This is a genomic window from Rheinheimera texasensis, from assembly GCF_964031785.1.
Taxonomy (GTDB): Bacteria; Pseudomonadota; Gammaproteobacteria; order Enterobacterales; family Alteromonadaceae; genus Pararheinheimera; species Pararheinheimera texasensis_A.
In genome coordinates this window covers 59070-79669 of record NZ_CAXIRE010000008.1, presented here as the reverse complement: position 1 = coordinate 79669, position 20600 = coordinate 59070, and the positions used below count along the sequence as shown (strand labels likewise).

At 51.4% G+C, this 20600-nt stretch carries 22 protein-coding genes; 14 read left to right on the top strand and 8 right to left on the bottom strand.

Annotated elements, in window-relative coordinates; genetic code table 11:
• Positions 1–62: 62 nt before the first annotated feature.
• Both ABNT34_RS01355 and ABNT34_RS01350 read right to left on the bottom strand, forming a co-directional pair.
• Complete coding sequence (locus ABNT34_RS01355) at positions 63–1145, bottom strand: DNA alkylation repair protein (RefSeq protein WP_348728098.1); 1083 nt, start codon at positions 1143–1145, stop codon at positions 63–65.
• 9 nt (positions 1146–1154) lie between these two features.
• Positions 1155–2171: a GGDEF domain-containing protein gene (locus tag ABNT34_RS01350; RefSeq protein WP_348728096.1), complete on the bottom strand. Its 1017-nt coding sequence runs from the start codon at positions 2169–2171 to the stop codon at positions 1155–1157.
• Positions 2172–2503: 332 nt separating this feature from the next.
• Between ABNT34_RS01350 and ABNT34_RS01345 the strand changes: the two genes are divergently transcribed.
• Together ABNT34_RS01345 and ABNT34_RS01340 are read left to right on the top strand one after the other, a co-directional pair.
• Positions 2504–4231, top strand: a complete 1728-nt coding sequence (locus ABNT34_RS01345) for a DUF885 domain-containing protein (protein ID WP_348728094.1) — start codon at positions 2504–2506, stop codon at positions 4229–4231.
• Between the two features lie 106 nt (positions 4232–4337).
• Positions 4338–4841, top strand: a complete 504-nt coding sequence (locus ABNT34_RS01340) for a hypothetical protein (protein ID WP_348728092.1) — start codon at positions 4338–4340, stop codon at positions 4839–4841.
• Between the two features lie 4 nt (positions 4842–4845).
• Here ABNT34_RS01340 and ABNT34_RS01335 read toward each other — a convergent pair whose 3' ends face one another.
• Both ABNT34_RS01335 and ABNT34_RS01330 read right to left on the bottom strand, forming a co-directional pair.
• Complete coding sequence (locus ABNT34_RS01335) at positions 4846–5085, bottom strand: hypothetical protein (protein WP_348728090.1); 240 nt, start codon at positions 5083–5085, stop codon at positions 4846–4848.
• 46 nt (positions 5086–5131) lie between these two features.
• On the bottom strand, positions 5132–5605 hold the full coding sequence (locus ABNT34_RS01330; RefSeq protein WP_348728285.1) for an EVE domain-containing protein: 474 nt from the start codon (positions 5603–5605) through the stop codon (positions 5132–5134).
• Positions 5606–5721: 116 nt separating this feature from the next.
• On the opposite strand from ABNT34_RS01330, the gene ABNT34_RS01325 reads away from it, so the two are divergent.
• Positions 5722–6039 (top strand): hypothetical protein, encoded by a 318-nt coding sequence (locus ABNT34_RS01325; protein WP_348728088.1) that lies wholly within the window; start codon positions 5722–5724, stop codon positions 6037–6039.
• 75 nt (positions 6040–6114) lie between these two features.
• Positions 6115–6990, top strand: coding sequence for an acyl-CoA thioesterase II (gene tesB, locus ABNT34_RS01320; protein WP_348728086.1), 876 nt, complete (start codon positions 6115–6117; stop codon positions 6988–6990).
• Between the two features lie 12 nt (positions 6991–7002).
• Here the strand turns inward: tesB and plsB are convergent, their stop codons facing one another.
• Positions 7003–9426, bottom strand: coding sequence for a glycerol-3-phosphate 1-O-acyltransferase PlsB (gene plsB / locus ABNT34_RS01315; RefSeq protein WP_348728084.1), 2424 nt, complete (start codon positions 9424–9426; stop codon positions 7003–7005).
• A 154-nt stretch (positions 9427–9580) separates the two neighbouring features.
• Between plsB and lexA the strand changes: the two genes are divergently transcribed.
• From lexA to ABNT34_RS01290, 5 genes are all read left to right on the top strand, one after another.
• Positions 9581–10213: a transcriptional repressor LexA gene (gene lexA / locus ABNT34_RS01310; RefSeq protein WP_348728082.1), complete on the top strand. Its 633-nt coding sequence runs from the start codon at positions 9581–9583 to the stop codon at positions 10211–10213.
• A 261-nt stretch (positions 10214–10474) separates the two neighbouring features.
• Complete coding sequence (gene coxB, locus ABNT34_RS01305) at positions 10475–11623, top strand: cytochrome c oxidase subunit II (RefSeq protein WP_348728080.1); 1149 nt, start codon at positions 10475–10477, stop codon at positions 11621–11623.
• 3 nt (positions 11624–11626) lie between these two features.
• Positions 11627–13234, top strand: coding sequence for a cytochrome c oxidase subunit I (ctaD, locus tag ABNT34_RS01300; protein WP_348728078.1), 1608 nt, complete (start codon positions 11627–11629; stop codon positions 13232–13234).
• A 9-nt stretch (positions 13235–13243) separates the two neighbouring features.
• Complete coding sequence (locus ABNT34_RS01295; protein ID WP_348728076.1) at positions 13244–13810, top strand: cytochrome c oxidase assembly protein; 567 nt, start codon at positions 13244–13246, stop codon at positions 13808–13810.
• Between the two features lies 1 nt (position 13811).
• Complete coding sequence (locus tag ABNT34_RS01290) at positions 13812–14693, top strand: cytochrome c oxidase subunit 3 (RefSeq protein WP_348728074.1); 882 nt, start codon at positions 13812–13814, stop codon at positions 14691–14693.
• Between the two features lie 48 nt (positions 14694–14741).
• Here ABNT34_RS01290 and ABNT34_RS01285 read toward each other — a convergent pair whose 3' ends face one another.
• The gene (locus tag ABNT34_RS01285) at positions 14742–14951 is read right to left on the bottom strand and encodes a DUF2909 domain-containing protein (RefSeq protein ID WP_348728072.1); all 210 of its coding nucleotides are present in this window, start codon (positions 14949–14951) and stop codon (positions 14742–14744) included.
• 13 nt (positions 14952–14964) lie between these two features.
• Here ABNT34_RS01285 and ABNT34_RS01280 point away from each other — a divergent pair, with 13 nt between their 5' ends.
• From ABNT34_RS01280 to ABNT34_RS01260, 5 genes are read left to right on the top strand one after another with little or no spacing between them, the layout of a single operon-like run.
• Entirely contained in the window at positions 14965–15693 is a 729-nt protein-coding gene (locus tag ABNT34_RS01280; protein WP_348728070.1) for an SURF1 family protein, read from the top strand.
• A complete protein-coding gene (locus tag ABNT34_RS01275) occupies positions 15686–16201 on the top strand; it encodes a hypothetical protein (RefSeq protein ID WP_348728069.1) in 516 nt (171 codons plus the stop codon). The genes ABNT34_RS01280 and ABNT34_RS01275 overlap by 8 nt, the downstream gene beginning before the upstream one ends.
• On the top strand, positions 16198–17250 hold the full coding sequence (locus ABNT34_RS01270) for a COX15/CtaA family protein (RefSeq protein WP_348728067.1): 1053 nt from the start codon (positions 16198–16200) through the stop codon (positions 17248–17250). The genes ABNT34_RS01275 and ABNT34_RS01270 overlap by 4 nt, the downstream gene beginning before the upstream one ends.
• A complete protein-coding gene (gene cyoE / locus ABNT34_RS01265; RefSeq protein ID WP_348728065.1) occupies positions 17247–18155 on the top strand; it encodes a heme o synthase in 909 nt (302 codons plus the stop codon). Before ABNT34_RS01270 ends, cyoE begins: the two co-directional genes overlap by 4 nt.
• 9 nt (positions 18156–18164) lie before the next feature.
• Positions 18165–18812 (top strand): SCO family protein, encoded by a 648-nt coding sequence (locus ABNT34_RS01260; RefSeq protein WP_348728063.1) that lies wholly within the window; start codon positions 18165–18167, stop codon positions 18810–18812.
• 8 nt (positions 18813–18820) lie between these two features.
• On the opposite strand, the gene ABNT34_RS01255 is transcribed toward ABNT34_RS01260, so the two are convergent.
• Positions 18821–19849 carry a polysaccharide deacetylase family protein gene (locus ABNT34_RS01255; RefSeq protein ID WP_348728061.1) on the bottom strand — a complete coding sequence of 343 codons (1029 nt, stop codon included), beginning with the start codon at positions 19847–19849 and terminating at the stop codon, positions 18821–18823.
• An 84-nt stretch (positions 19850–19933) separates the two neighbouring features.
• Positions 19934–20512: a Fe-S biogenesis protein NfuA gene (nfuA, locus tag ABNT34_RS01250; RefSeq protein ID WP_031570306.1), complete on the bottom strand. Its 579-nt coding sequence runs from the start codon at positions 20510–20512 to the stop codon at positions 19934–19936.
• Between the last annotated feature and the right edge of the window lie 88 nt (positions 20513–20600).

The following is a 20600-nucleotide window of genomic DNA, read 5'->3' as shown; positions in this document are numbered from 1 at the left end:
CCGGAAAGAATGTGGCGCTAGTGTAAAAGATCCCGCTGCAGACTCCAACCGAAAGCGGTGGATCAATTGTCGCGGATCAAATCGAATGTCGCAGATACGAGGATGTTGCCGTTGACGATCAGGTGCAGCTGATGGGCGCCGCCATAATGCCGGCGGGTCGTCAGGTCGCTGAAACGATAGGTTTTCTGCAACTCAAGCGTACCTGGGCCGGCTTCCCGCTGCAGCCATTGAAATACTTTGTGTCTTTTGCTGCCGTTTTTTGATGCAAAATCAATGGCATATTCAACGCGCAGCGGCGCCGGACCATCGTGCAGCTGCAGCTGTGCGGCAAATTGCAGCACCTCGCCATAATTCAGCTGCTGCTGCGCCAGTGTCAGCGAAGCGTTCAGCGCTCGGGTATTGCAGCCAAATAACTGCAGTGCCTGTGGATGGCGCTGTTTTAACAGTCCACGCAAAGCATGTTTCAGGATCCAGTCAGTGTGGCGATGCTGGCCATGCCATTGCTGCGCCAGCTGCAGCACCAGGTCCGGGTGGTCTTTGCTGATATCGTTCAGATTGTTGGCGACGCTGCGCCGGACATAATCTTCCGGGTCTTGCTTCAGGCGCTGTAACAGCGGAAACAACGGGCTTGGGTCGGCAATAAATTGCGGCAGCTTCTGCCCCCAGGGCAGGCGGGGCCTACAGCCTTCGGAAGCGAGCCGGCGCAGATGCACATTGTCCGAACCGGCCCATTGCTGCAGCTGTTGCAGGCTCTGCTCCGGGTAGCGCTGCAGGAAAGGCCGGATGGCAAATTCCGCAGTCGAGTAACAGGTGAAATGCGCCAGCGCCTGCATCGAGGTGGCAAAATCATCAAGGCCAAACTGCTCGACGATGTCCGGAAAAATAAAACCCGGCAAGCCACCGATCTCGCTGCTGACCGGTTTGAGTAGCTCGCAGCAGTCGGCAAAAGGTAAATTCAGCTGCTGATATAAAGTGGTGGCGATGCGACGGACCCGCTGTTTCAGGCTCAGCTCAGCGTAGGCCGAGTCCCAAAGTGTGTTGATAAAAAAATCGGTGGCGAAACGCGGGTGCTGCTGACTGACGGCGGCCGCCAGTCGTTGCAACAAGGCAAGGTCAAACAAATCTTTCAGCAGCGGCGCACTCATGCGACGGGTTTACAGCATTGCTTCGGTGGCAACCTGATTGCGGCCACGCTTTTTCGCGACACTCAGCACCTGATTGGAGCGGGCTAAGAACTGGTGCCAGTTTTCCTGAGCCTGATATAAGGCGACACCAAGAGAAATCGTCACTTTCGGCAGCGCTTTTTTGCTGCGCGATGATACAAAACGTAGCTTTTCTACGCCGCGGCGCACTTGTTCAGCAATTTCACTGGCGGTGCGCAGGTCGACATCCGGCAACAAAATCAGGAATTCTTCACCACCGGCACGGACCGGCAGACCGCTCTCCTGCACATAAGCACTGATTTTTTTCGCCACTTTTGACAAGATGACGTCACCGATGTTGTAGCCGTAGTCCTGATTAAATTGCTTGAAATGGTCGAGATCAACAGCGATGGCTGCAATACGACGGTGCGGGTTTTCGGCCAGCCATTGGTCGATATGTTCCTGCATGGCCAGCCGGTTGTAGAGGCCGGTTAAGGCATCGACATGACGCTCGCGTTTTAATTGTTCCAGCTCGGCGCGCAACTGATAGCTTTGGTCGTTGGATTTCATTAGCTGGTCACGCAACTTCTGCTGACTGGCTTTGAGTTCGTAAGTCGCGGATAAGATACGACTGACGGTTTCCCGCGCTTGTACCGGCGTATCGGTTTTCAGCGCAACCAGGCTGTGGTCCAGCACATCGATATAATCATGGATGGCTTCACCGGCTTGTTCAGACTGCTGATTCAGCGCGTTGACCATCTTATAGACCGCGGCAATCATGGCTTCGTTTTGCCGGCCAGTCGGCACTATGTAATTGCTATACAGTTCCGTCATGACAAAATCGTCAAACGGAATGCGGGCGGTCAGTTTATCTTCGATGGTCTGGCAAAGTTCAGCGATCACACCGCTGATATATTCGTAGGCAACAGTGAAGTTTACCGGGTGAGCGGCCAAACGATGCCGCTGCAGGAAGGCAATGGCTAGCGCCGCCTTCTCACTGGCTTGCTCGATTGAGTCCTGATACATCATGCCAAGTAAAACTCCAATGGATACTGCATAGACTTAGCGTAACTTAAGGCCGATATGTTACGGAAAAGCCATGTCAACGCAAGCGCGTGCGAGAAATTACAGCGCTGTCACACCTAAAATAACGGGACAACCCGGAGCCGCCAAGCCTTTTTTGCGGCAATAATGGATTTTTTTCAGATTATTCAGATGTTTGTCTGAACATGCTGCTATCGGTTACTGAGCTGGCGCATAAAATCCGCTCAATAAGCAAAAATCTAAGCCGGTTAGCAACTGAACGACGTGCAGATTTGTATACAATCAACGCTGTGATATAGCCATTTGGATTGCCGGAAATGAAACAAAAATTTTTGGTTTCGCTGTGTTGTGCTGCTTTGATGGCCTGCGCACAGCAACCAGCCTCTACGCCCGCTGATTTTGATCGCTTCGCTAACGACTGGTGGCAGCGTGTTGAAAAGGTCCAGACCAATACCAAGTCTGGTTTACCTGATATGTCGGCGACTGCGCTGGAAAAAGCGCAGCAGCAACGTTTAGCTTTACTGGCGGAGTTGAATAAAACCAATGTCAGTGGTTTATCTGAACAGCAAAAAATAAACTTCGCGATTTTACAGTACCGCTTGCAAAACGACATTGACGAGTACCGGTTTGGCGCGCAGTACATGCCGTTGACGGCTGAATCCGGTTTTCACAGCGACGTGTTGTTTATGCTGAATATGTCGTCAGTAAAAACGGAAAAAGACCTGCAGAGTTATCTGGAGAAACTGGCCGCGTTGCCCCTGTATATGCAGCAGCAGATAGAATGGATGCGTCAGGGCCTTGCCAAAGGTTATACCCAGCCCAAAGCGGTGTTAGCCGGCTACGAAGACAGCATCAAATCTTTTATCAGTACAGATCCGCAGAAAAGCCCGTTCTACCGGCCGCTGCTGAAACAGCCTGCCGGCATCGAGCCCGCGCGTTGGCAGGCTTTGCAGCAACAGGCCAGTGCGTTAATCAGTCAGCAAATCACGCCGGTGTATCAGCAATATCTGGATTTCTTTACGACCCAATATGTGCCTGGCGCGCGGGACAATATTGCGGCAATTGCATTACCCGACGGTGCCGCCTTTTACCAGAATCGTCTCGAGCACTACACCACGTTAAAAATGACGCCACAGCAAGTGCATCAGATTGGTCTGCAGGAAGTTGCCCGCATCCGCGCTGAAATGCAGCAGGTTATTCAGCAAACCGGCTTTAAAGGTAGTTTTGCCGAGTTTGTCCAGTTCCTGCGCACTGATCCGCAATTTTATGTGACTAAACCAGAGCAATTGCTGAAAGAAGCGGCTTATTTGTCGAAGAAAATCGACGCACAATTGCCGAAATTGTTTAAAACACTGCCACGTACGCCTTATGGCGTCGAACCTGTGCCGGCGGAAATAGCTCCTAAATACACCACAGGTCGTTATGCCGGTGGCCGCGCGGCGGGCGAACCAGGTTTTTACTGGGTGAATACTTATGCACTGGACCGTCGTCCTTTATATGAGTTGGAAGCCCTGACGCTGCATGAAGCGGTACCAGGCCACCATTTGCAAGTAGCGTTGGCCAATGAGCAGGACAGTTTGCCGGTGTACCGCCGCAGTTTTTATACCTCGGCTTTTGGTGAAGGCTGGGGACTGTATTCTGAGTATCTCGGTCTTGAGGTGGGCTTTTATACTGATCCCTATAGCAATTTTGGCCGCCTGACTTATGAAATGTGGCGCGCCTGTCGTCTGGTGGTCGACACCGGCATGCATACAATGGGCTGGAGCCGTCAGCAAGCGATTGATTTCCTTGCACAAAACACTGCGTTGTCGATGCATAACGTGACCACAGAAGTGGACCGCTATATCAGTTGGCCGGCGCAGGCGCTGTCTTACAAACTGGGCGAACTGACCATCAAACGCTTACGGCAAAAAGCGGAAAAAACGCTCGGTGAGAAATTCAACGTGCGTGAATTTCATGATGCGGTATTGTCCAACGGCAGTGTGCCGTTATCGGTACTGGAACAACAAATCGACCTGTACATCGCCCGGGTCCAACGCGGTTAAATTGAACAAACTGTTGCTCAGCGCTGGCTGAGCAACAGCCTTTTATGTTAAATTTCAATAAATTATTGTAATCAATATCTGGGATGTCGCGGTGATCTGGTGGGTTTTGGCAATTGCATGCCTGATAGTGCTGACGATTGTGATGGTGGTCAAAACTGACAGTCTGGCGTCAGAGCACAAAAGGTTGCTGGTGCAATTTAAAATGCTGGATCAGGAATCCGTCCAGTTTCAGCAAATTACCTACGAGCTTGCCGAAGAATTCAGTCAGTTTTTGCTGTTGCAGCTTGGTGCGGCCCGCAGATTCAGCCGGATGCCGGAAGACGAGTTGTATCAGTTTGAAGTTGCGATGCAGCTGATCCCAACCTTGTGTAAAGAGATCTCTGGCCGTCGTCTGAGCTTTAAAGCGGCATTACAGCGGGCACTGAAACTTCATGCGGATATTGAATTGGCAGCTTTTGAGGCATCTGTTGCACGCCACGGTCGTTTGATTCCCGGGTGGCAAAAACAGAGTTTTGGTGGCTACTTGCAGATGTGTCAGCAAATGTATCTGCTGACAAAAGAACATTCACACAAAGAACAACGGCCAGGTCAGGCTGAGATAGCTGGCTGAATGCTTAGTTGCGTAATGCAATAGAAGGTGCAGTATCAATCTGGCCATCCTGGTCAACTGCAGCCAGACGTTCGCCGGATTTTAACACCGCCATACTGAAACTTGGGCTACGACGGACAAATGCCAGCTCATAACCAAAACGTTGTAGTTCAGAGACAGAAAATTTCTGCGCGATGTTTAACCGGTCCCAGAAATAGTCCAGATTCTTCTCTTCAGCACGTCTGTCTTCAGCCACTGCAACCATTGCTAACAACTCCGTTTCAATTTAATCACTAATGTCGGTGAAAGACTCAACTTTCACTGTAAGCCTTTGCTGCAAAAAGTACAAGGTCAAATTCTGCATTTGTTGTCGGAATAATCGACAATCTGTTGCCTTTTTTCAATAACAACATCTCAGCCAGCCCTGAGATCTGACGGAGTTCGGCCATCGTCAGCACTGTATTGAACCGTTGGACGAAACCAACCTGCACCGCCACCCAAGGCGCTTTCTGTGGTGTTGATTTTGCGTCGAAATATGGACTCTGTGGCTGAAACTGACTGGGATCAGCAAAAGCTGCAGTCAAAATAACGCCAACGCCGGCAATACCGACCTGATCACAGCTGGAGTGATGAATGAGGACCTGATCGCCAATTTTAACCTGATCGCGCAGAAAATTCCGGGCCTGGTAGTTCCGCACACCCTCCCAGATCAAGCCTGTTGCGCCTGCAGCCTGAATGTCCAAGATGCTGCACTCTGCCGGTTCCGTTTTAAAAACCCAGTACATCCTGTCACTGATCTCTGATTTTGTAGTTAATGTAGGTAAATTAGCAGTTGTGCTGTTGCGCCGCAAGAGCTGAACGCGTAAGTTAGATGTTGCATTATTGATAATGGGAGAATGCAATGTATCAACTGAAATGGATGTTATTACTGGGTTGCCTGAGTCTGACCGCTTGTACTTCAACGTCACAGTCCGCTCAAACCCAGGAAGTCAAAGCGACAAATGCCACGCCAACCACAGTGACTGTTGTCAAAGCTTATACCAAGGACACCGACAAAAGTGCCTTGTTGTGTCGCAAGGAAAAAGTGCTGGGCAGCAACCGCAGTGTAAAAGTCTGCAAAACTGTCGGGCAACAGGAAGAGGAACGAAAGCAGGCTGAAAGAATGGTCAACGACGGTACATTGCAACAAAGCCTGGGCGGTGGGGGCGGCCGGCGCTGATCCAGCCTTTAGAACTTGGTTCTTATCGCTGCTTGTTGCAGAATACGCTTCCACTAGGATTCTCGGGGAACAGCGATGAGCCAGGTATTGTCAGATCTATTGTCATTATTGAAATTAGAAACCATCGAATACGGGCTGTATCGGGGCCAGAGCCAGGACCTGGGTTTTAAAGCAGTGTTCGGCGGCCAGGTGATGGGGCAGGCGCTGTCTGCAGCCAAAGAGACTATTCCTGAAGACCGCAAAGTGCATTCCTTTCACTCCTATTTTCTGCGCCCAGGCGATGCGGCTCGCCCGATAGTGTACGAAGTGGAGAATATCCGCGACGGCAAGAGTTTTAGCACGCGCCGGGTCAGTGCTATCCAATATGGCAAACCGATTTTCTACATGACTGCATCTTTCCAGGCCGATGAGCCTGGTTTTGCTCACCAGGACTTGATGCCACAAGTGCCGCAGCCGGAAGATTTGGTGTCAGATTTGGAGTTTTATCGCGAACATGCCGGGCTGATCCCGGAATCTATTCGCAGTAAATTTATTTGCGAAAAGCCCATCGAGATGCGTTCTGTGGCTTTTCATAATCCATTTAAACCCCAGGTCAGTCAGGCCAAACGTTATGTCTGGTTTAAGGCGAATGGCGCTATGCCGGATGACCTGCGGGTACACAAATATTTGCTGGCTTATGCCTCCGATTTTAACTTTTTACCGACTGCACTTCAGCCGCATGGTAAGTCGTTTATGGCGCCAAATATGCAAGTTGCAACGATAGACCATGCTATGTGGTTTCATGAAGATTTTCGCTTTGACGACTGGCTGCTCTATGCGGTAGATAGCCCAAGCGCGTCCGGCGCCAGAGGCCTGGTGCGCGGTCAGTTCTTTAACCGCGCCGGCACTTTGGTGGCTTCGACCATGCAGGAAGGCGTGATCCGCAGTTACGAAAAAGCCAGGGGCGAGTGAGCGCCCTGGCTGTTAAGCTGCTGGCAGCTGGCCAATCTGACGGATGCTGGCGCTGACGGTTGCCGGCAATAGCTGGTAAATGGCTGCTTCGAGCTGCGCAAATGTGCTGGCCGGCTGCAGTTTATGCTCCGGGTCCACGTGCAAATAGTCTTGGTCTTTTAACGCGTTAATGAGTGTGACAAATAACTTTTTGTCATGAAACTCCGGCGCGTCCAGTCCGTGTAAGGTCGACAACCGCAGCGCCAGCTGATGCGCCTGCTGTTCCAGTACATCTCGTTCCATCGGCTCTGAGCCGGAGATGAGTTGCAACACCATCGCATACCGTTGCAGCATGCCATCAGCCAGACTTGCCAGTAGTTCCAGCTTTGCACAGTGTTGCAGATTAAGGTGATACTCCGCACCGGCTGGTTCGACAAAGATGAGTTCTTCCTGCTGCAAAAACAACAAGATCCCTTCGACATAACTCTGTAAATGCTGTGGTGACAGGAATAACTCCTGCTCCAGCAACGGCTGGAGTTGCTGACACAACTGTTGTAATTGTGCTGCGGTGGACTGCTGTCGTAACAGCGCGGTCGCCAAAATGGCCGGGATCATAAACAAGTGGCTGATATTGCTGCGGTAATAACTCACCAGCACTTGGTCATGCGGGGCAAACCGGACCAGAGCGCCGAAGTTATCCTGTTCAATCTGCACTTTTTGCAGACGCTGTGCATGGCGTAACCAGTCGGTTATCTCACCCTCAGCAAAACTGATATTGGGATGATAAGGCACCTGTTGCAGCAAACGGCGATACAGCGACATTTGTGTTAGCAGCTGTTGCTCCGGCATCACTTGTTGCGGCGCCGACAGCAGGCAGGTTGCCAGCAGGTTCACACTATTCACTGCCGCACTTTGGTTAATTCGCAGCATCACCTGATGGGCTAGTTGGGCGACCAACGGATTCAGCCACTCCGGTTTCGCCGGTTCGAGCGGGTCTATGGCACTTTTCCAGTCAGGTACCTGCTGTTGCAAATATTGGTTGACCGACAGTGGCTCACCAAAATTCACGAAGCCAAAACCGTAATTGCGCAGCTTAGTGGCAGCTTTCAGAATACCAAAAGCAGACTCTTTGGTCTTATGCAGGCCTTTTAATTCACGCAGATAAGTACCGACTTCCATCACGTGTTCATAGCCGAGATAAACCGGCACAATTGTGACCGGACGGTCTATGCCGCGCAGCATCGCCTGAATGGTCATCGCCAGCATGCCGGTTTTAGGTTGCAACAAGCGGCCGGTGCGGCTGCGGCCGCCTTCACTGTAATATTTGACGGCGTAGCCTTTGCGAAACAGCTGGGTCAGATATTCGCGAAACACCGTAGAATACAACTTATTGCCGCTGAAACTGCGCCGGATAAAAAATGCACCGCCACGGCGGAACAGTTTACCTATGGGCCAGAAGTTCAGGTTAATGCCGGCGGCAATATGTGGCGACGCCAGACCTTGCTGGTAAATCACATAACTCAGCAACAAATAATCCATATGGCTGCGGTGGCAGGGCAGGTAAACAATTTCATGGCCACGTTGGGCTAAATCCCGGACCTGCTCATTGTTGCGTACCTGAATGCCGGTATAGAGCTTACTGAATAACCAACGTAAAAAACGGTCACCAACCCGGACGGTGGACTCGCGTTGGTCGGCTGCGATTTCTTCCAGCAACAGCAACGCTTCCTGGCGTGCTGCTGCGGGCGGGATTTGCTTTTGTGCGGCTTCATCTTCGATGGCCTGGCGCACTGAAGCAGAGCCTAACAGCGCGTTGAATAAGGCGCCGCGGTCCGGTTGTCTCGGGCCTGTCGCCGCGAGCTGCTGGCGATAGAACTGAAAACGGGCCAGTCGCAGCAATTTGTGCGCGGTGTCCGGGCTGGTGCCATATTTTGTGGTCATATCCTGCAGCGACAAGGGGTTGGAAAACTGCACTAAAGTGTGCCGGCCAGAAATCAGCACGATAAACAGTTTTTGCAGCCAGTTCGGCGCAGCCTGCTCACCGATAATGGCTTTGACGCTGGCTTCTTTGCCAGGCGCGCGTCCCCAGTTGATTGAGACAGGCATTAGTTGGGCATTTTGGGTCGGGTCCAGATGCGCCTGTAACATCTGCTGGCCGATTTGTAGCGCAGTGCTGGGATGTTGGTGACCACTCAGGGTTTTCGGGTTTTCCAGATACAGGGTTCTGGGTAAACGCACATTGCCTAGCTGCACTTCGTCATCCGGTGCCGGCAAACCTAATTGCCGGCAAACCCGCATCAAGGTCGCGAGATCGGTGGCTGAAGACACTTTGGTGATATAAAACAGGGGCTGGTCGCTGGTACCAGTCTGGGTGTTCGTGGTGACAATTTTGCATTGCACCAGCGGTTTAAGCGGCCAATATAATAATCTGGCCAGAAATTTTAATCGGGCAAACATATGGAACCTGCAACACAGACAGCCCGCTACTTTAGCATGGAATGAAAACCAGCGCCAAATTCAGGTCTTACCAGTAAATTGTGCGGAATTAGGCTTGGCACAGCAGAACTCACTGTATATACTCCCAGTATCCACTGTATAGGCATTCAGCATCATGCGACCACTCACACCAAGACAAGCCGAAATTCTGCAACTTCTGAAAGACTATCAGGCCCAGACCGGTATGCCGCCAACCCGGGCTGAAATTGCGATGCAACTTGGATTTAAATCTGCAAATGCTGCCGAAGAGCATCTGAAAGCATTGGCAAAAAAAGGTTTCATTGAGATGTTGCCCGGAACTTCGAGAGGGATCCGGCTGGTGGATGATGCGACAGACGATGCAGCGAACGAACCGGAAATTCAGGGGTTACCTTTGATTGGCCGGGTTGCCGCCGGTCAGCCGATTCTGGCAACTCAGCATATCGAACAATACCACCAGATAGACGCTAACCTGTTTCACCCGTCGGCAGATTTTCTGTTAAAAGTGTCGGGAATGAGCATGAAAGACATCGGTATTCTGGATGGCGATTTACTGGTCGTGCACAAAACGACTGAGGCCCGTCAGGGAGAAGTGATTGTCGCCAGAGTTGATGAAGATGTCACAGTGAAGCGATTCCGCAAAGATGGCCAGTTTGTTTACTTACACCCCGAAAACAACGACTTTAATGTGATAAAAGTTGATTTAACCCAGCAGTTTTTTGCGATAGAAGGTTTGGCTGTCGGGGTTGTGCGAACTCAGACCTGGTAACACGTTATTTAAATCATTGAATCTAAAAGAGGCGCCTTCGTTTTTATGATGAAGGCGTTTTTTTTCATTCCCACCTTGGCTTTTTGGCTATTTTGTCTAATTCTTAAGCAGAACCTGCTAAAACAAATGGTCAAATAAAAGATCATGGCTGGTTTCTTATAGGAAAAAATAACAACGATAAGTTGCAGAATCGGGATGCATAGTTGTGGGCGCGTCGGATTCTGGCAACAGTTTTAGCAAAACTGACAGAGGAGACGTGCTGTGGCGAACACGATGTACCATCGTTGCTCGCTGCTTGCCTTGTTGTGTGTCGATTCGGCTATCGCCGCAGAAATGCCCCTGAATATGACTCGGGGAGTAACGGAAATCAGTCAGAAGGTCTATGACCTGCATATGACGATTTTCTACATTTGCTGCGCAATTGGCCTGGTGGTTTTTGGTGCCATGTTTTGGTCCATTCTTCATCATCGCAAAGCAAAAGGTGTGCAGCCTGCGCAATTTCATGAAAGCACCAAAGTAGAACTGCTTTGGACTGCAATTCCCGTTGTCATCCTGATTTTGATGGCTATCCCGGCTACCCGCACCCTGATTGCGATGGAAGATACCAGTAAATCAGAAGTCACTGTTCTGATCACCGGCTCACAGTGGAAATGGCATTACAAGTACCTTGAATATCCGGTTGAGTACTACTCGCTGCTTGCCACGCCAGCCAAACAAATTCAAAACAAACTGCGCAAAAACGAAAACTATCTGCTGGAAGTTGACCGGCCTCTGGTTATTCCTACCGGCAAGAAAGTCCGGTTCCTGATGACCTCGGATGACGTGATCCACTCCTGGTGGGTGCCGGCATTTGCGGTGAAAAAAGATGCAAATCCAGGTTTTATCAATGAGGCATGGACTCAGGTAGAGCAACCAGGCACCTACCGCGGCCAATGTGCTGAACTTTGTGGCAAAGATCATGGGTTTATGCCGATTGTAGTAGTTGCGAAAACACCAGAGGATTTTAACAGTTGGATCCAGGCGGAAGGGGAACGGTTGGCCAAGCTGAAAGCAGCCGAGCAGGAGTTGTTATCAATGCAGATGACGATGCCTGATGCGATGGCTTTGGGCGAAAAGGTGTATCAGGGTTATTGCGCCGCATGTCATCAACCGACAGGTACCGGTTTACCCGGCGTTTTCCCGGCGCTGAAAGGCAGCAAAATTGCGACTGAAGCGGCACAAAAAGGCACTCACATTGACATTGTGTTGCACGGTAAAACCGGCACTGCCATGCAGGCTTTTGCTAAACAGCTGAGCCTGCAGGAAATTGCTGCGGTTATCACCTATGAGCGCAACGCCTGGGACAACAACACCGGTGATCTGGTCCAGGCTGCTGATATTCAGGCAGCCAAAAACGGACAGAAGGAGTAAGGCATGAGCACAATTTCAACAGATACAGATCAGCATGCCGATCCGCACACAGCAGATCATGGCCATCATCATCCGCCGGCTGGCTTTAAACGTTGGTTTTATACAACAAATCATAAAGATATCGGCACCCTTTACTTACTGTTTGCGCTGACGATGTTTTTCATCGGCGGATTGATGGCAATGGTGATCCGTGCCGAACTGTTTCAGCCGGGTTTGCAGCTGGTAGAACCGGCATTTTTTAATCAGATGACCACAGTTCATGGTCTCATTATGGTGTTTGGCGCAGTGATGCCGGCTTTTACTGGCCTGGCTAACTGGTTGATCCCGATGATGATTGGCGCGCCAGACATGGCGTTGCCGCGAATGAATAACTGGAGTTTCTGGATCCTGCCGTTCGCCTTTGCCATTTTGCTGATGTCTTTGTTTATGGAAGGCGGCGGTCCAGGTTTTGGCTGGACCTTTTATGCGCCGCTATCGACCAAATACAGTGGTGACAGCACGGCTCTGTTTGTGTTCTCGGTCCATATCATGGGGATATCCTCCATTATGGGGGCGATCAACGTCATTGTGACTATCTTCAACCTGCGTGCTCCCGGCATGACATGGATGAAAATGCCACTGTTTGTCTGGACCTGGCTGATCACCGCTTTCCTGCTGATAGCGGTAATGCCGGTACTGGCCGGGACTGTGACTATGGTGCTGACTGACAAATATTTTGGTACCAGTTTCTTTGATGCCGCCGGTGGGGGGGATCCTGTCTTGTTCCAGCATATCTTCTGGTTCTTCGGTCACCCTGAAGTCTACATCATGATTCTGCCGGCCTTTGGTATCGTGTCCAGCATAGTGCCGACTTTTTCCCGTAAGCCATTGTTTGGCTATGCCTCCATGGTGTACGCCACATCCAGTATTGCGCTGTTGTCTTTTCTGGTTTGGGCACACCATATGTTTACTACAGGGATGCCAGTCTTTGCAGAGCTGTTTTTTATGTACTGCACTATGTTGATTGCTGTGCCCACCGGGGTGAAAGTCTTTAACTGGGTTGCCACTATGTGGCGCGGCGCTTTGACCTTTGAAGTGCCGATGATGTTCGCGATTGCGTTTATCGTGTTATTTACCATCGGTGGTTTTTCCGGGTTGATGCTGGCGATCACACCGGCGGACTTCCAATATCATGACACTTACTTTGTGGTGGCACATTTCCACTATGTGCTGGTGACCGGGGCCATTTTCTCGATTATCGCAGCGGCGTATTACTGGCTGCCAAAATGGACTGGGCATATGTATGACGAGACATTGGGGCAGTGGCATTTCTGGTGCTCACTGATCTCGGTCAATCTGTTGTTTTTCCCAATGCATTTTGTCGGACTGGCGGGGATGCCGCGGCGGATCCCGGATTACGCTCTGCAGTTTGCCGACTTTAATGCACTAATCAGTATCGGTGGTTTTGCTTTTGGCCTGTCACAGCTGCTGTTTTTGTGGGTGATAGTCAAATGTATTAACGGCGGTAAGCCGGCGACCAATCAGGTATGGGAAGGTGCAGAAGGTCTGGAGTGGCAGCTGACATCGCCGCCGCCATACCACAGTTTTACCACCCCCCCGGATGTGAAATAGGACAGCATCATGCAGGCACCTGACCATCTGCCGTTATTGCGTAAACTGCTAATCATCACTGTATTGATGTTTGGGTTTGGTTTTGCGCTGGTGCCATTGTATGACGTGTTTTGTGACCTGACCGGGCTCAATGGTAAAACCAGCACTATGGCTGCTACTGCTGATCGGGCTGTTACTGATCAGCAGCGCACTATCACTATTGAGTTTTTAGCCAAGCCTGACCCGAAGATGCCGTGGCGGTTTGAACCTGAAGTCCGGCAGATCCAGGTGCACCCGGGTGAAATTAAAGTGGTGCACTATGCCGCCGAGAATCCAACTTCAGCGCTGATGGTCGCACAGGCTGTGCCCTCCGTGTCACCTGGTCAGGCCGCTTTATACTTCAACAAAATGGAGTGCTTCTGCTTCCAGCGCCAAACACTCAAAGCAGGCGAGAAGCTGATGATGCCACTGCAATTTTATGTAGATCCGGCGTTGCCGGCACAATTTTCAACCATCACGCTGTCTTACACGATGTATGACGTAACCCAGCATAGTCCGGCCGCGACAGGTGCGGCTGTTTATCAGACGGGGAAGTAACATGGCCAAGACATATCAACATTACTATGTACCTGAACAAAGCCCATGGCCGATAGTCGGCGCAGTGGCATTGTTTTTACTGGCATTTGGTGCCGGGCATTTTGTCAATGAAGTCACCCGAAACAAAGAAGGTCACGGCGAATATATGCTGCTGGCCGGTGTGGCCTTGCTGCTGTTTATGCTGGTCGGCTGGTTTCGCAATGTGATTGATGAATCGATGGGTGGGTTATACAGCGAGCAAATGGACAGGTCATTCCGGCAGGGTATGAGCTGGTTTATTTTCTCTGAAGTGATGTTCTTTTTTGCCTTTTTTGGTGCGCTGTTTTATGCCCGGATGATCGCGATGCCGTGGCTGGATGGCGAGAGCAATAACGCGATGACAGCCGAGATCTTGTGGCCTGATTTTAGTGCCCACTGGCCGATGACCAAAACGCCGGGTGGGATCGAAACCAATGCGATGCCCTGGCAGGGATTACCGCTTTATAACACGTTAATTTTACTGACCTCGTCTGTCACCCTGCAGTTTGCGCATGTGGCTCTGGAGCAGGGCAAACGCCTGCAATTACGCTTGATGTTGTTACTGACCATTTTATTGGGTGCCAGCTTTTTGGCTCTGCAAGCTTATGAATATATGCACGCCTATCAGGAACTGAATTTACGTCTGGATTCAGGCATTTATGGCAACACTTTCTTTTTGTTGACGGGCTTCCATGGTTTACATGTGACATTAGGCGCCATCTTCCTGACCGTGATTTGGCTGCGGATCATGTTGAAAAATCACTTTACTGCGCACAATCATTTTGCCTTTCAGGCGGCAGCCTGGTACTGGCATTTTGTCGATGTTGTCTGGTTGTGTTTGTTCGTGTTTGTCTACGTGTTATAGCAACGTTGGAAACAGACCCGGCGCGGTTGCCGGGTCTGTTGCAAAGACTTAATAAGGCCGGTGGTGTGGTTCAATCCAGCCCATGGCTAAAGCCAGGATAATCAGCGCCATTACAACGACGGAGAACATCACCCGCCGGCCCAGATGCTTCGACATAGACGCCTGATTCGGATCATTTTTTAACATCAGATATAAAGCGCGAAACAGCTGAAAGACAACAAAAACTAATAAAGCGACCAACACAATTTTAATCAGCATGACAGGTGTCCTTATGACGCAACCCACAGATTTGTCAGCATCTTCTGCCGCTAAGTCATGGCAGTATTTTGCTGTGCTGATAACTGTGGCGGCATTTTTGCTGTTAAGCAAGTTAGCCTGGTGGCAATGGCAGCGGGCCGAGGAAAAAACCCAGCAGTTGCAGCAAATCGCCCGCTGGCAACAACAAGACGGATTGCCCGTTGCCCAGCTGCAGGTAACAAACCTGTCGGCGCTGGATGGCGCACCACTACAGGGGCAGGTGCGTTGGCTATCACCCTACATCTGGCTGCTCGACAATCAAATTGTCAATGGCCGGGTGGGATACGATGTTGTTGTGCCGGTGCAGGCCCAGGACAGCCTGTTGTTGCTGAATTTGGGTTGGACCGCTGGGCGCGCGGAGCGGGCTGATTTGCCCGAGGTGGTGATCCCGGAAGTATTTGAGCTGCATGGGGTGCTGCGTACCGAGCCACGGCCTTTTTTACTGGGGCAGAATATTGAAAGCGCCGCCGGCTATCCGCAACGGATCCAGGCGGTGTTACCACAACAGCTGGCCGAAGCTAGTGGACTTCAGTTGTTGGACGCAGTGTTTTATCAGCAACAAAGCGATTTTGTTCCACACTATCAGCCCGTGATCCTGCCACCGGAAAAACATCGTGCTTATGCGCTGCAGTGGGCGTTGCTGGCTGTGGCTGTGGTGTTTGTTGCCTTAGCAGTCAGATATCAGCGGAGTCATCATGAGTAAACAACGTTTCCTGAGCTTGTTTCTGTTGGTTGCGGCAGTGCCGGTGTTGCTGGCGTTTGTCATGCTGAAAAGCGGCTGGTACCAGGCTGGCGTCAACAATAAGGGCATTTGGTTTGAGCACGAAGTGCGATTGTTGCCGGCCATTCAACAGCAGCAGGCGCACTGGCGTTTGGTTTATTTGCAGCCGCAGCACTGTGACAATGCTTGTCTGGCAGTCGAGCATTTGATGCAGCAAATTGACCTCGCGCTGGGCCGCAAACAGGACCAACTGGATTTGGTGGTGCTGACAGAAGACTCCGCTATGCAAGCATCCCACAAACCCCAGATTAGTTTTATCCAGCGCTCTTTTGCCGGTCTGGCAGCGGGCAGCCTGATGATTGTCGACCAGCAAGGTCTGGCGCTGCTGCATTATCCACTACCGGATGCGCCGGAGCAGTTACCTTTGCTTGGCAAGGATGTGATGGCAGATTTGCAGAAACTGCTGAAATTTGACCGGGGGCCAACATGATGTGGACAAAAAGACTTGTCAGCTTTGCGATTGCTTTGACCATGGTCGTCATTGTGCTGGGCGCTTATACCCGGCTGACCGACGCCGGCCTCGGTTGTCCGGATTGGCCGGGCTGCTACGGCTTTTTACAAGTACCACAGGACCATCATGCTGAGATTGCTGCCAGTCGTTTTCCTGAGCGGCCTTTAGAGCCGCACAAAGCGCGCAACGAGATGGTGCATCGTTATTTTGCCGGCACGCTGGGGCTGGTGATCGCCGGCATTTTTCTGCTCAGCTGGTGGCAACAACGCAAAGTGCGGTTATTACCGACTGCATTATTGTTGCTGGTGGTGTTTCAGGCTGCGCTGGGGATGTGGACTGTGACGCTGAATTTATTTCCGTTGGTGGTGATGGGACATTTACTCGGTGGTTTTACCTTGCTGACGCTGTTGTGGTTGTATCGCCGGCAGCTGAAACCTGACGACCATGCTACGGCCGCGGTACCACTGCGTCTGAGGCGGGCCGGTACGTTAGCCTGTGCGATGTTAGTAGGGCAAATCGCTTTGGGCGGCTGGACCTCGGCGAACTATGCCGCTTTGGCCTGTGTGGAGTTACCGTTTTGCCACAGCGGCTGGACCAGTCAGCTACGAGCGGCCGAAGCTTTTGACCTGCATTTGGGGCACGACAATTACGAGTTTGGCGTGATGAGTAAAGAAGCGCGCCAGACCATTCATGTCAGCCATCGGCTTGGAGCCATTTTGACGGTTCTGGTGGTTGGTTTTTTTGCCTGGCAACTGTGGCGTTTCAGTCGCAATTTGCCAGCTTCCGAGGCGCAATTGCACAAACGACAAGCGCAGTTGGTCTTGTTGCTATTGTTATTACAGTTCTGCCTCGGTGTACTGAATATCTGGTGGTTGTTACCGCTACCCAATGCTGTGGCACATAACTTCGTCGCGGCGAACTTGCTGGCGGCGACTGTGTTGGCGCGTTATGGTTTAAGACAGCAGCGTCAGGTATCAGTCACAGGCACTGCGTCCCAATACCTCTCTTCAGACAGGAGTCCGGCATGAATCTCAGCAGAATTGCAATGGTGCAGGAATTTCGCCAAACCTGGCGTGACTTCTACCAGCTGACGAAGCCCAAAGTCGTGGCTTTGTTATTGTTAACCGCCTGGGTCGGGATGTGGCTGGCACCAGCTGCAGCATCACAACCGGGGCTGATGTTCATTGGCTTGACCGGTATCGGTTTGTTGTCTGCAGCTGCTGCGGCTCTTAATCATGTACTGGACCAAAACATCGATGCGAAAATGGCCAGAACGCAACGTCGCCCGGTGGCGACGGGAAGGGTCAGCCCACAGCAGGCTGTGACTTTTGCTTTCAGCCTGGCCATCGCCGGTTTTGTTTTATTGCATGGGTTTGTTAATCCGTTAACCGCCTGGCTAACCTTAGCCAGTTTGTTTGGCTACGCCGGCATCTATACCATGTTCCTGAAACGGGCCACACCGCAGAATATCGTCATCGGTGGTTTAGCCGGGGCTATGCCGCCGTTGTTAGGCTGGACCAGTATCACCGGTACTTTGTCAGCAGAACCCTGGCTGCTGGTGATGATTATCTTTGCCTGGACGCCGCCGCACTTTTGGGCGTTGGCAATTCACCGCCGCGACGATTACGCCAAAGTGAATATGCCGATGTTACCGGTCACCCATGGTATTGAATTCACCAAAACCGCGATCCTGCTGTACACGCTGTTGCTGACGCTGGTCTGCTTAATGCCTTATCTGGTGGGGATGTCCGGGCTGATATATCTCGTCGGCAGCCTTGGCCTCAACCTTGGTTTTATCCTGCACGCCTGGCGGCTGAAGTTTGGGATTGATCCAAAACAAGCGATGCAGACGTTCCGCTTTTCCATTTACCATCTGATGTTGTTATTCTTAGTGCTGATCTTGGACCAGCAATGGTTCTGGCGCTGGCATTAAGGAAGAATGATGCAAAAAGTCTGGGCGGTTTTGTTATTGGTTGCGGCGTTAGCTGCTGGCGTTTTGGTGTACCGGCAGTTACAAGCGCCGGCTGAGTTCTCCAACGTGTTGATTTATCCGGCACCACGCGAGATGAAGTCTTTTCAGCTCACCAACCATACTGGCCAGCCGGTCAGCCGTGAACAGTTAAATGGCCACTGGACATTAGCTTTTGTTGGTTACACCTTTTGCCCGGATATTTGCCCGATGACGATGGCGATGTTGTCCGGCAGTTATGCTGGATTGAGTGAAGCCCTGCCCGCCGGCCAAAAGCTGCAACTGTGGTTTGTCTCTGTCGACCCCAAACGCGATACCGTGGCGCAGCTTGGAAATTACGTGGGTTACTTCGAGCAACCGGCCATCGTCGGCCTCACGGCCAATCATGACCAGCTGTTTCCTTTTGTCCGTGAACTTGGCTTAATGTATGCCATCAGTACCACGACGGACGAGGATTACCGCGTTGATCACAGCGCTTCCATTGTGCTGCTGAATCCAAAAGGCCAGCTGGTAGCAATGTTTAAACCAGAAATGTCATTGGAGCAAAACGCAGTGCCAGTGGTGACTAAAGCACAGTTGCTGCGCGACTTTCCGCAAGTGCTGAAGGCCGTTACACCTTAAACAGCGGGTTAATCAACAAAGACCCAGGGCTGGGAAAACCAGTAAAAATAACCCGGTTTGCTCTGGCTTGGCGCTGTGCAGTTGTACCTGTTGTGATAAAGCTTGAGTGGCGCAGTGGCCTGTACACTGAAAGTATCTGCATCCAGCCATTTCACCGGTAACGCTTTGCCATCAAAAAAACAATGCAGGTTCTTCGGCTTAAAATCGCTGCTGTCGACGCTGAGTGTCAACAATGGCGGGTTCTGTCGGCTGACCGGATCTGCTTTGCTGTAGTCTGTTACAGGCAGCGCGAGAGTTTTCAGCTTCGGCACAAAGTGCTTCATCGCGGCGAACTGGCTGGATGAGGGATAACGCGGGATGCGGGTGAGTGCGACGCCCGGTCCGACGGCGCCCGATTGCTGCCCGATACCGATAAAACCCAGTTCACTGACCAGCTGTTCCAGTTCAGCACTAAAATCGCCATAAGGATAAGCCAGCCATTTGCGTTGTTGCCCTAGCTTTTCTTCCAGTTGTTCCTGCGCCAGCAGGATGTCAGTCTTTACCCGTTGCCGCCACTCAGCTTTGTTTTCACCTTTGTTCGGCACAGCCAGACGATGATGATACGAACTGTGGTTGGCAATGATCACGCCTTCCTGTTGCATCGTCTGAATTTGCGACCAGCTCAAGACTGGGCCTTCACGCCGGTCAATCAGCGCCGGTCCCAGAAACATGGTATAGGGGTAATTGAATTCTTTTAAAATCGGCCGGGCGTTGAAAAAAACATTGGCAAAACCATCGTCGAAGGTGATGGCGACGGCATTGTCCGGTACTGGTTTTTGCTGAGTCAGGCCATCGATAATGACATCCAGACTGACGACCTGAAAACCCAGATCTTTTAAATGCTGCATTTGCTGGCGGAACTCCGCCGGCGTCACACTGGTGCTGCGTGGCGTGTCTGTAGCAACATGATGATATTGCAGAATAATAGCGGCGTTAGATGTAGCAGAACTGCACAACACAACGGCGAGTGCAAAGGTGAGGGCGAGCAATTTATTCATTGTCAGACTCCTGCATACCGCATGGCTGCGGTCATAAAAAAGCGGCCACAAGGGGCCGCTGTCAGAGCAGTTTGCTACATCTTATCAGTAATAAGAATGCTCGCCGCGCTGGTGGTCGGTGACATCGCGTACACCTGACAATTCACCGTGGAAGCGGTTCAGCAGTTCTTTTTCGATGCCTTCTTTCAGCGTTAAGTCGACCTGTGAGCAACCGTTACAACCACCGCCAAATTGCAGCACGGCCACACCGCTGTCGGTCAGTTCAACCACCGACACCCGGCCACCGTGATTGGCTAATTGCGGATTAATCTCGGCATCGATGACATATTGCACCCGTTCTTTTAACGGTGCGTTGTCACTCACCTTGCGCACTTTGGCATTCGGCGCTTTTAACGTCAGCTGCGAACCCATTTGATCGGTGACAAAATCGATTTCTGCATCGACCAGAAACGGTTTACTGTCAGCATCGATGATGGCGTCAAAACCGTTAAAAGGCACCGTCAGGTCTGTTGATTCGACCGCATCCGGTGGGCAGTAGGACACGCCACATTCCGCGGAAGCCGTGCCGGGATTGACCACAAACACCCGGATGTTGGTGCCGCTGGCCTGCTTTTCTAACAGTTTAACAAAATGCGCTTGCGCCGATTCGGAGATGATGATCATCAGTAGTACCTGACTAAATTACTAGGTTAATGCCTATGATACGCCCGCAAACCGGCCTTGCCAAGCCTGCTTGAGTGGCAGCAGGCTT

What these genes read in the sequence shown, in the direction of transcription:
- ABNT34_RS01355 (WP_348728098.1), bottom strand. Translation starts at nt 1,145, where the DNA reads ATGAGTGCGCCGCTGCTGAAAGATTTGTTTGACCTTGCCTTGTTGCAA.
- ABNT34_RS01350 (WP_348728096.1), bottom strand. Translation starts at nt 2,171, where the DNA reads ATGATGTATCAGGACTCAATCGAGCAAGCCAGTGAGAAGGCGGCGCTA.
- ABNT34_RS01345 (WP_348728094.1), top strand. Translation starts at nt 2,504, where the DNA reads ATGAAACAAAAATTTTTGGTTTCGCTGTGTTGTGCTGCTTTGATGGCC.
- ABNT34_RS01335 (WP_348728090.1), bottom strand. Translation starts at nt 5,085, where the DNA reads ATGGTTGCAGTGGCTGAAGACAGACGTGCTGAAGAGAAGAATCTGGAC.
- ABNT34_RS01330 (WP_348728285.1), bottom strand. Translation starts at nt 5,605, where the DNA reads ATGTACTGGGTTTTTAAAACGGAACCGGCAGAGTGCAGCATCTTGGAC.
- ABNT34_RS01325 (WP_348728088.1), top strand. Translation starts at nt 5,722, where the DNA reads ATGTATCAACTGAAATGGATGTTATTACTGGGTTGCCTGAGTCTGACC.
- tesB (WP_348728086.1), top strand. Translation starts at nt 6,115, where the DNA reads ATGAGCCAGGTATTGTCAGATCTATTGTCATTATTGAAATTAGAAACC.
- plsB (WP_348728084.1), bottom strand. Translation starts at nt 9,426, where the DNA reads ATGTTTGCCCGATTAAAATTTCTGGCCAGATTATTATATTGGCCGCTT.
- lexA (WP_348728082.1), top strand. Translation starts at nt 9,581, where the DNA reads ATGCGACCACTCACACCAAGACAAGCCGAAATTCTGCAACTTCTGAAA.
- ctaD (WP_348728078.1), top strand. Translation starts at nt 11,627, where the DNA reads ATGAGCACAATTTCAACAGATACAGATCAGCATGCCGATCCGCACACA.
- ABNT34_RS01295 (WP_348728076.1), top strand. Translation starts at nt 13,244, where the DNA reads ATGCAGGCACCTGACCATCTGCCGTTATTGCGTAAACTGCTAATCATC.
- ABNT34_RS01290 (WP_348728074.1), top strand. Translation starts at nt 13,812, where the DNA reads ATGGCCAAGACATATCAACATTACTATGTACCTGAACAAAGCCCATGG.
- ABNT34_RS01285 (WP_348728072.1), bottom strand. Translation starts at nt 14,951, where the DNA reads ATGCTGATTAAAATTGTGTTGGTCGCTTTATTAGTTTTTGTTGTCTTT.
- ABNT34_RS01280 (WP_348728070.1), top strand. Translation starts at nt 14,965, where the DNA reads ATGACGCAACCCACAGATTTGTCAGCATCTTCTGCCGCTAAGTCATGG.
- ABNT34_RS01275 (WP_348728069.1), top strand. Translation starts at nt 15,686, where the DNA reads ATGAGTAAACAACGTTTCCTGAGCTTGTTTCTGTTGGTTGCGGCAGTG.
- ABNT34_RS01270 (WP_348728067.1), top strand. Translation starts at nt 16,198, where the DNA reads ATGATGTGGACAAAAAGACTTGTCAGCTTTGCGATTGCTTTGACCATG.
- cyoE (WP_348728065.1), top strand. Translation starts at nt 17,247, where the DNA reads ATGAATCTCAGCAGAATTGCAATGGTGCAGGAATTTCGCCAAACCTGG.
- ABNT34_RS01260 (WP_348728063.1), top strand. Translation starts at nt 18,165, where the DNA reads ATGCAAAAAGTCTGGGCGGTTTTGTTATTGGTTGCGGCGTTAGCTGCT.
- ABNT34_RS01255 (WP_348728061.1), bottom strand. Translation starts at nt 19,849, where the DNA reads ATGAATAAATTGCTCGCCCTCACCTTTGCACTCGCCGTTGTGTTGTGC.
- nfuA (WP_031570306.1), bottom strand. Translation starts at nt 20,512, where the DNA reads ATGATCATCATCTCCGAATCGGCGCAAGCGCATTTTGTTAAACTGTTA.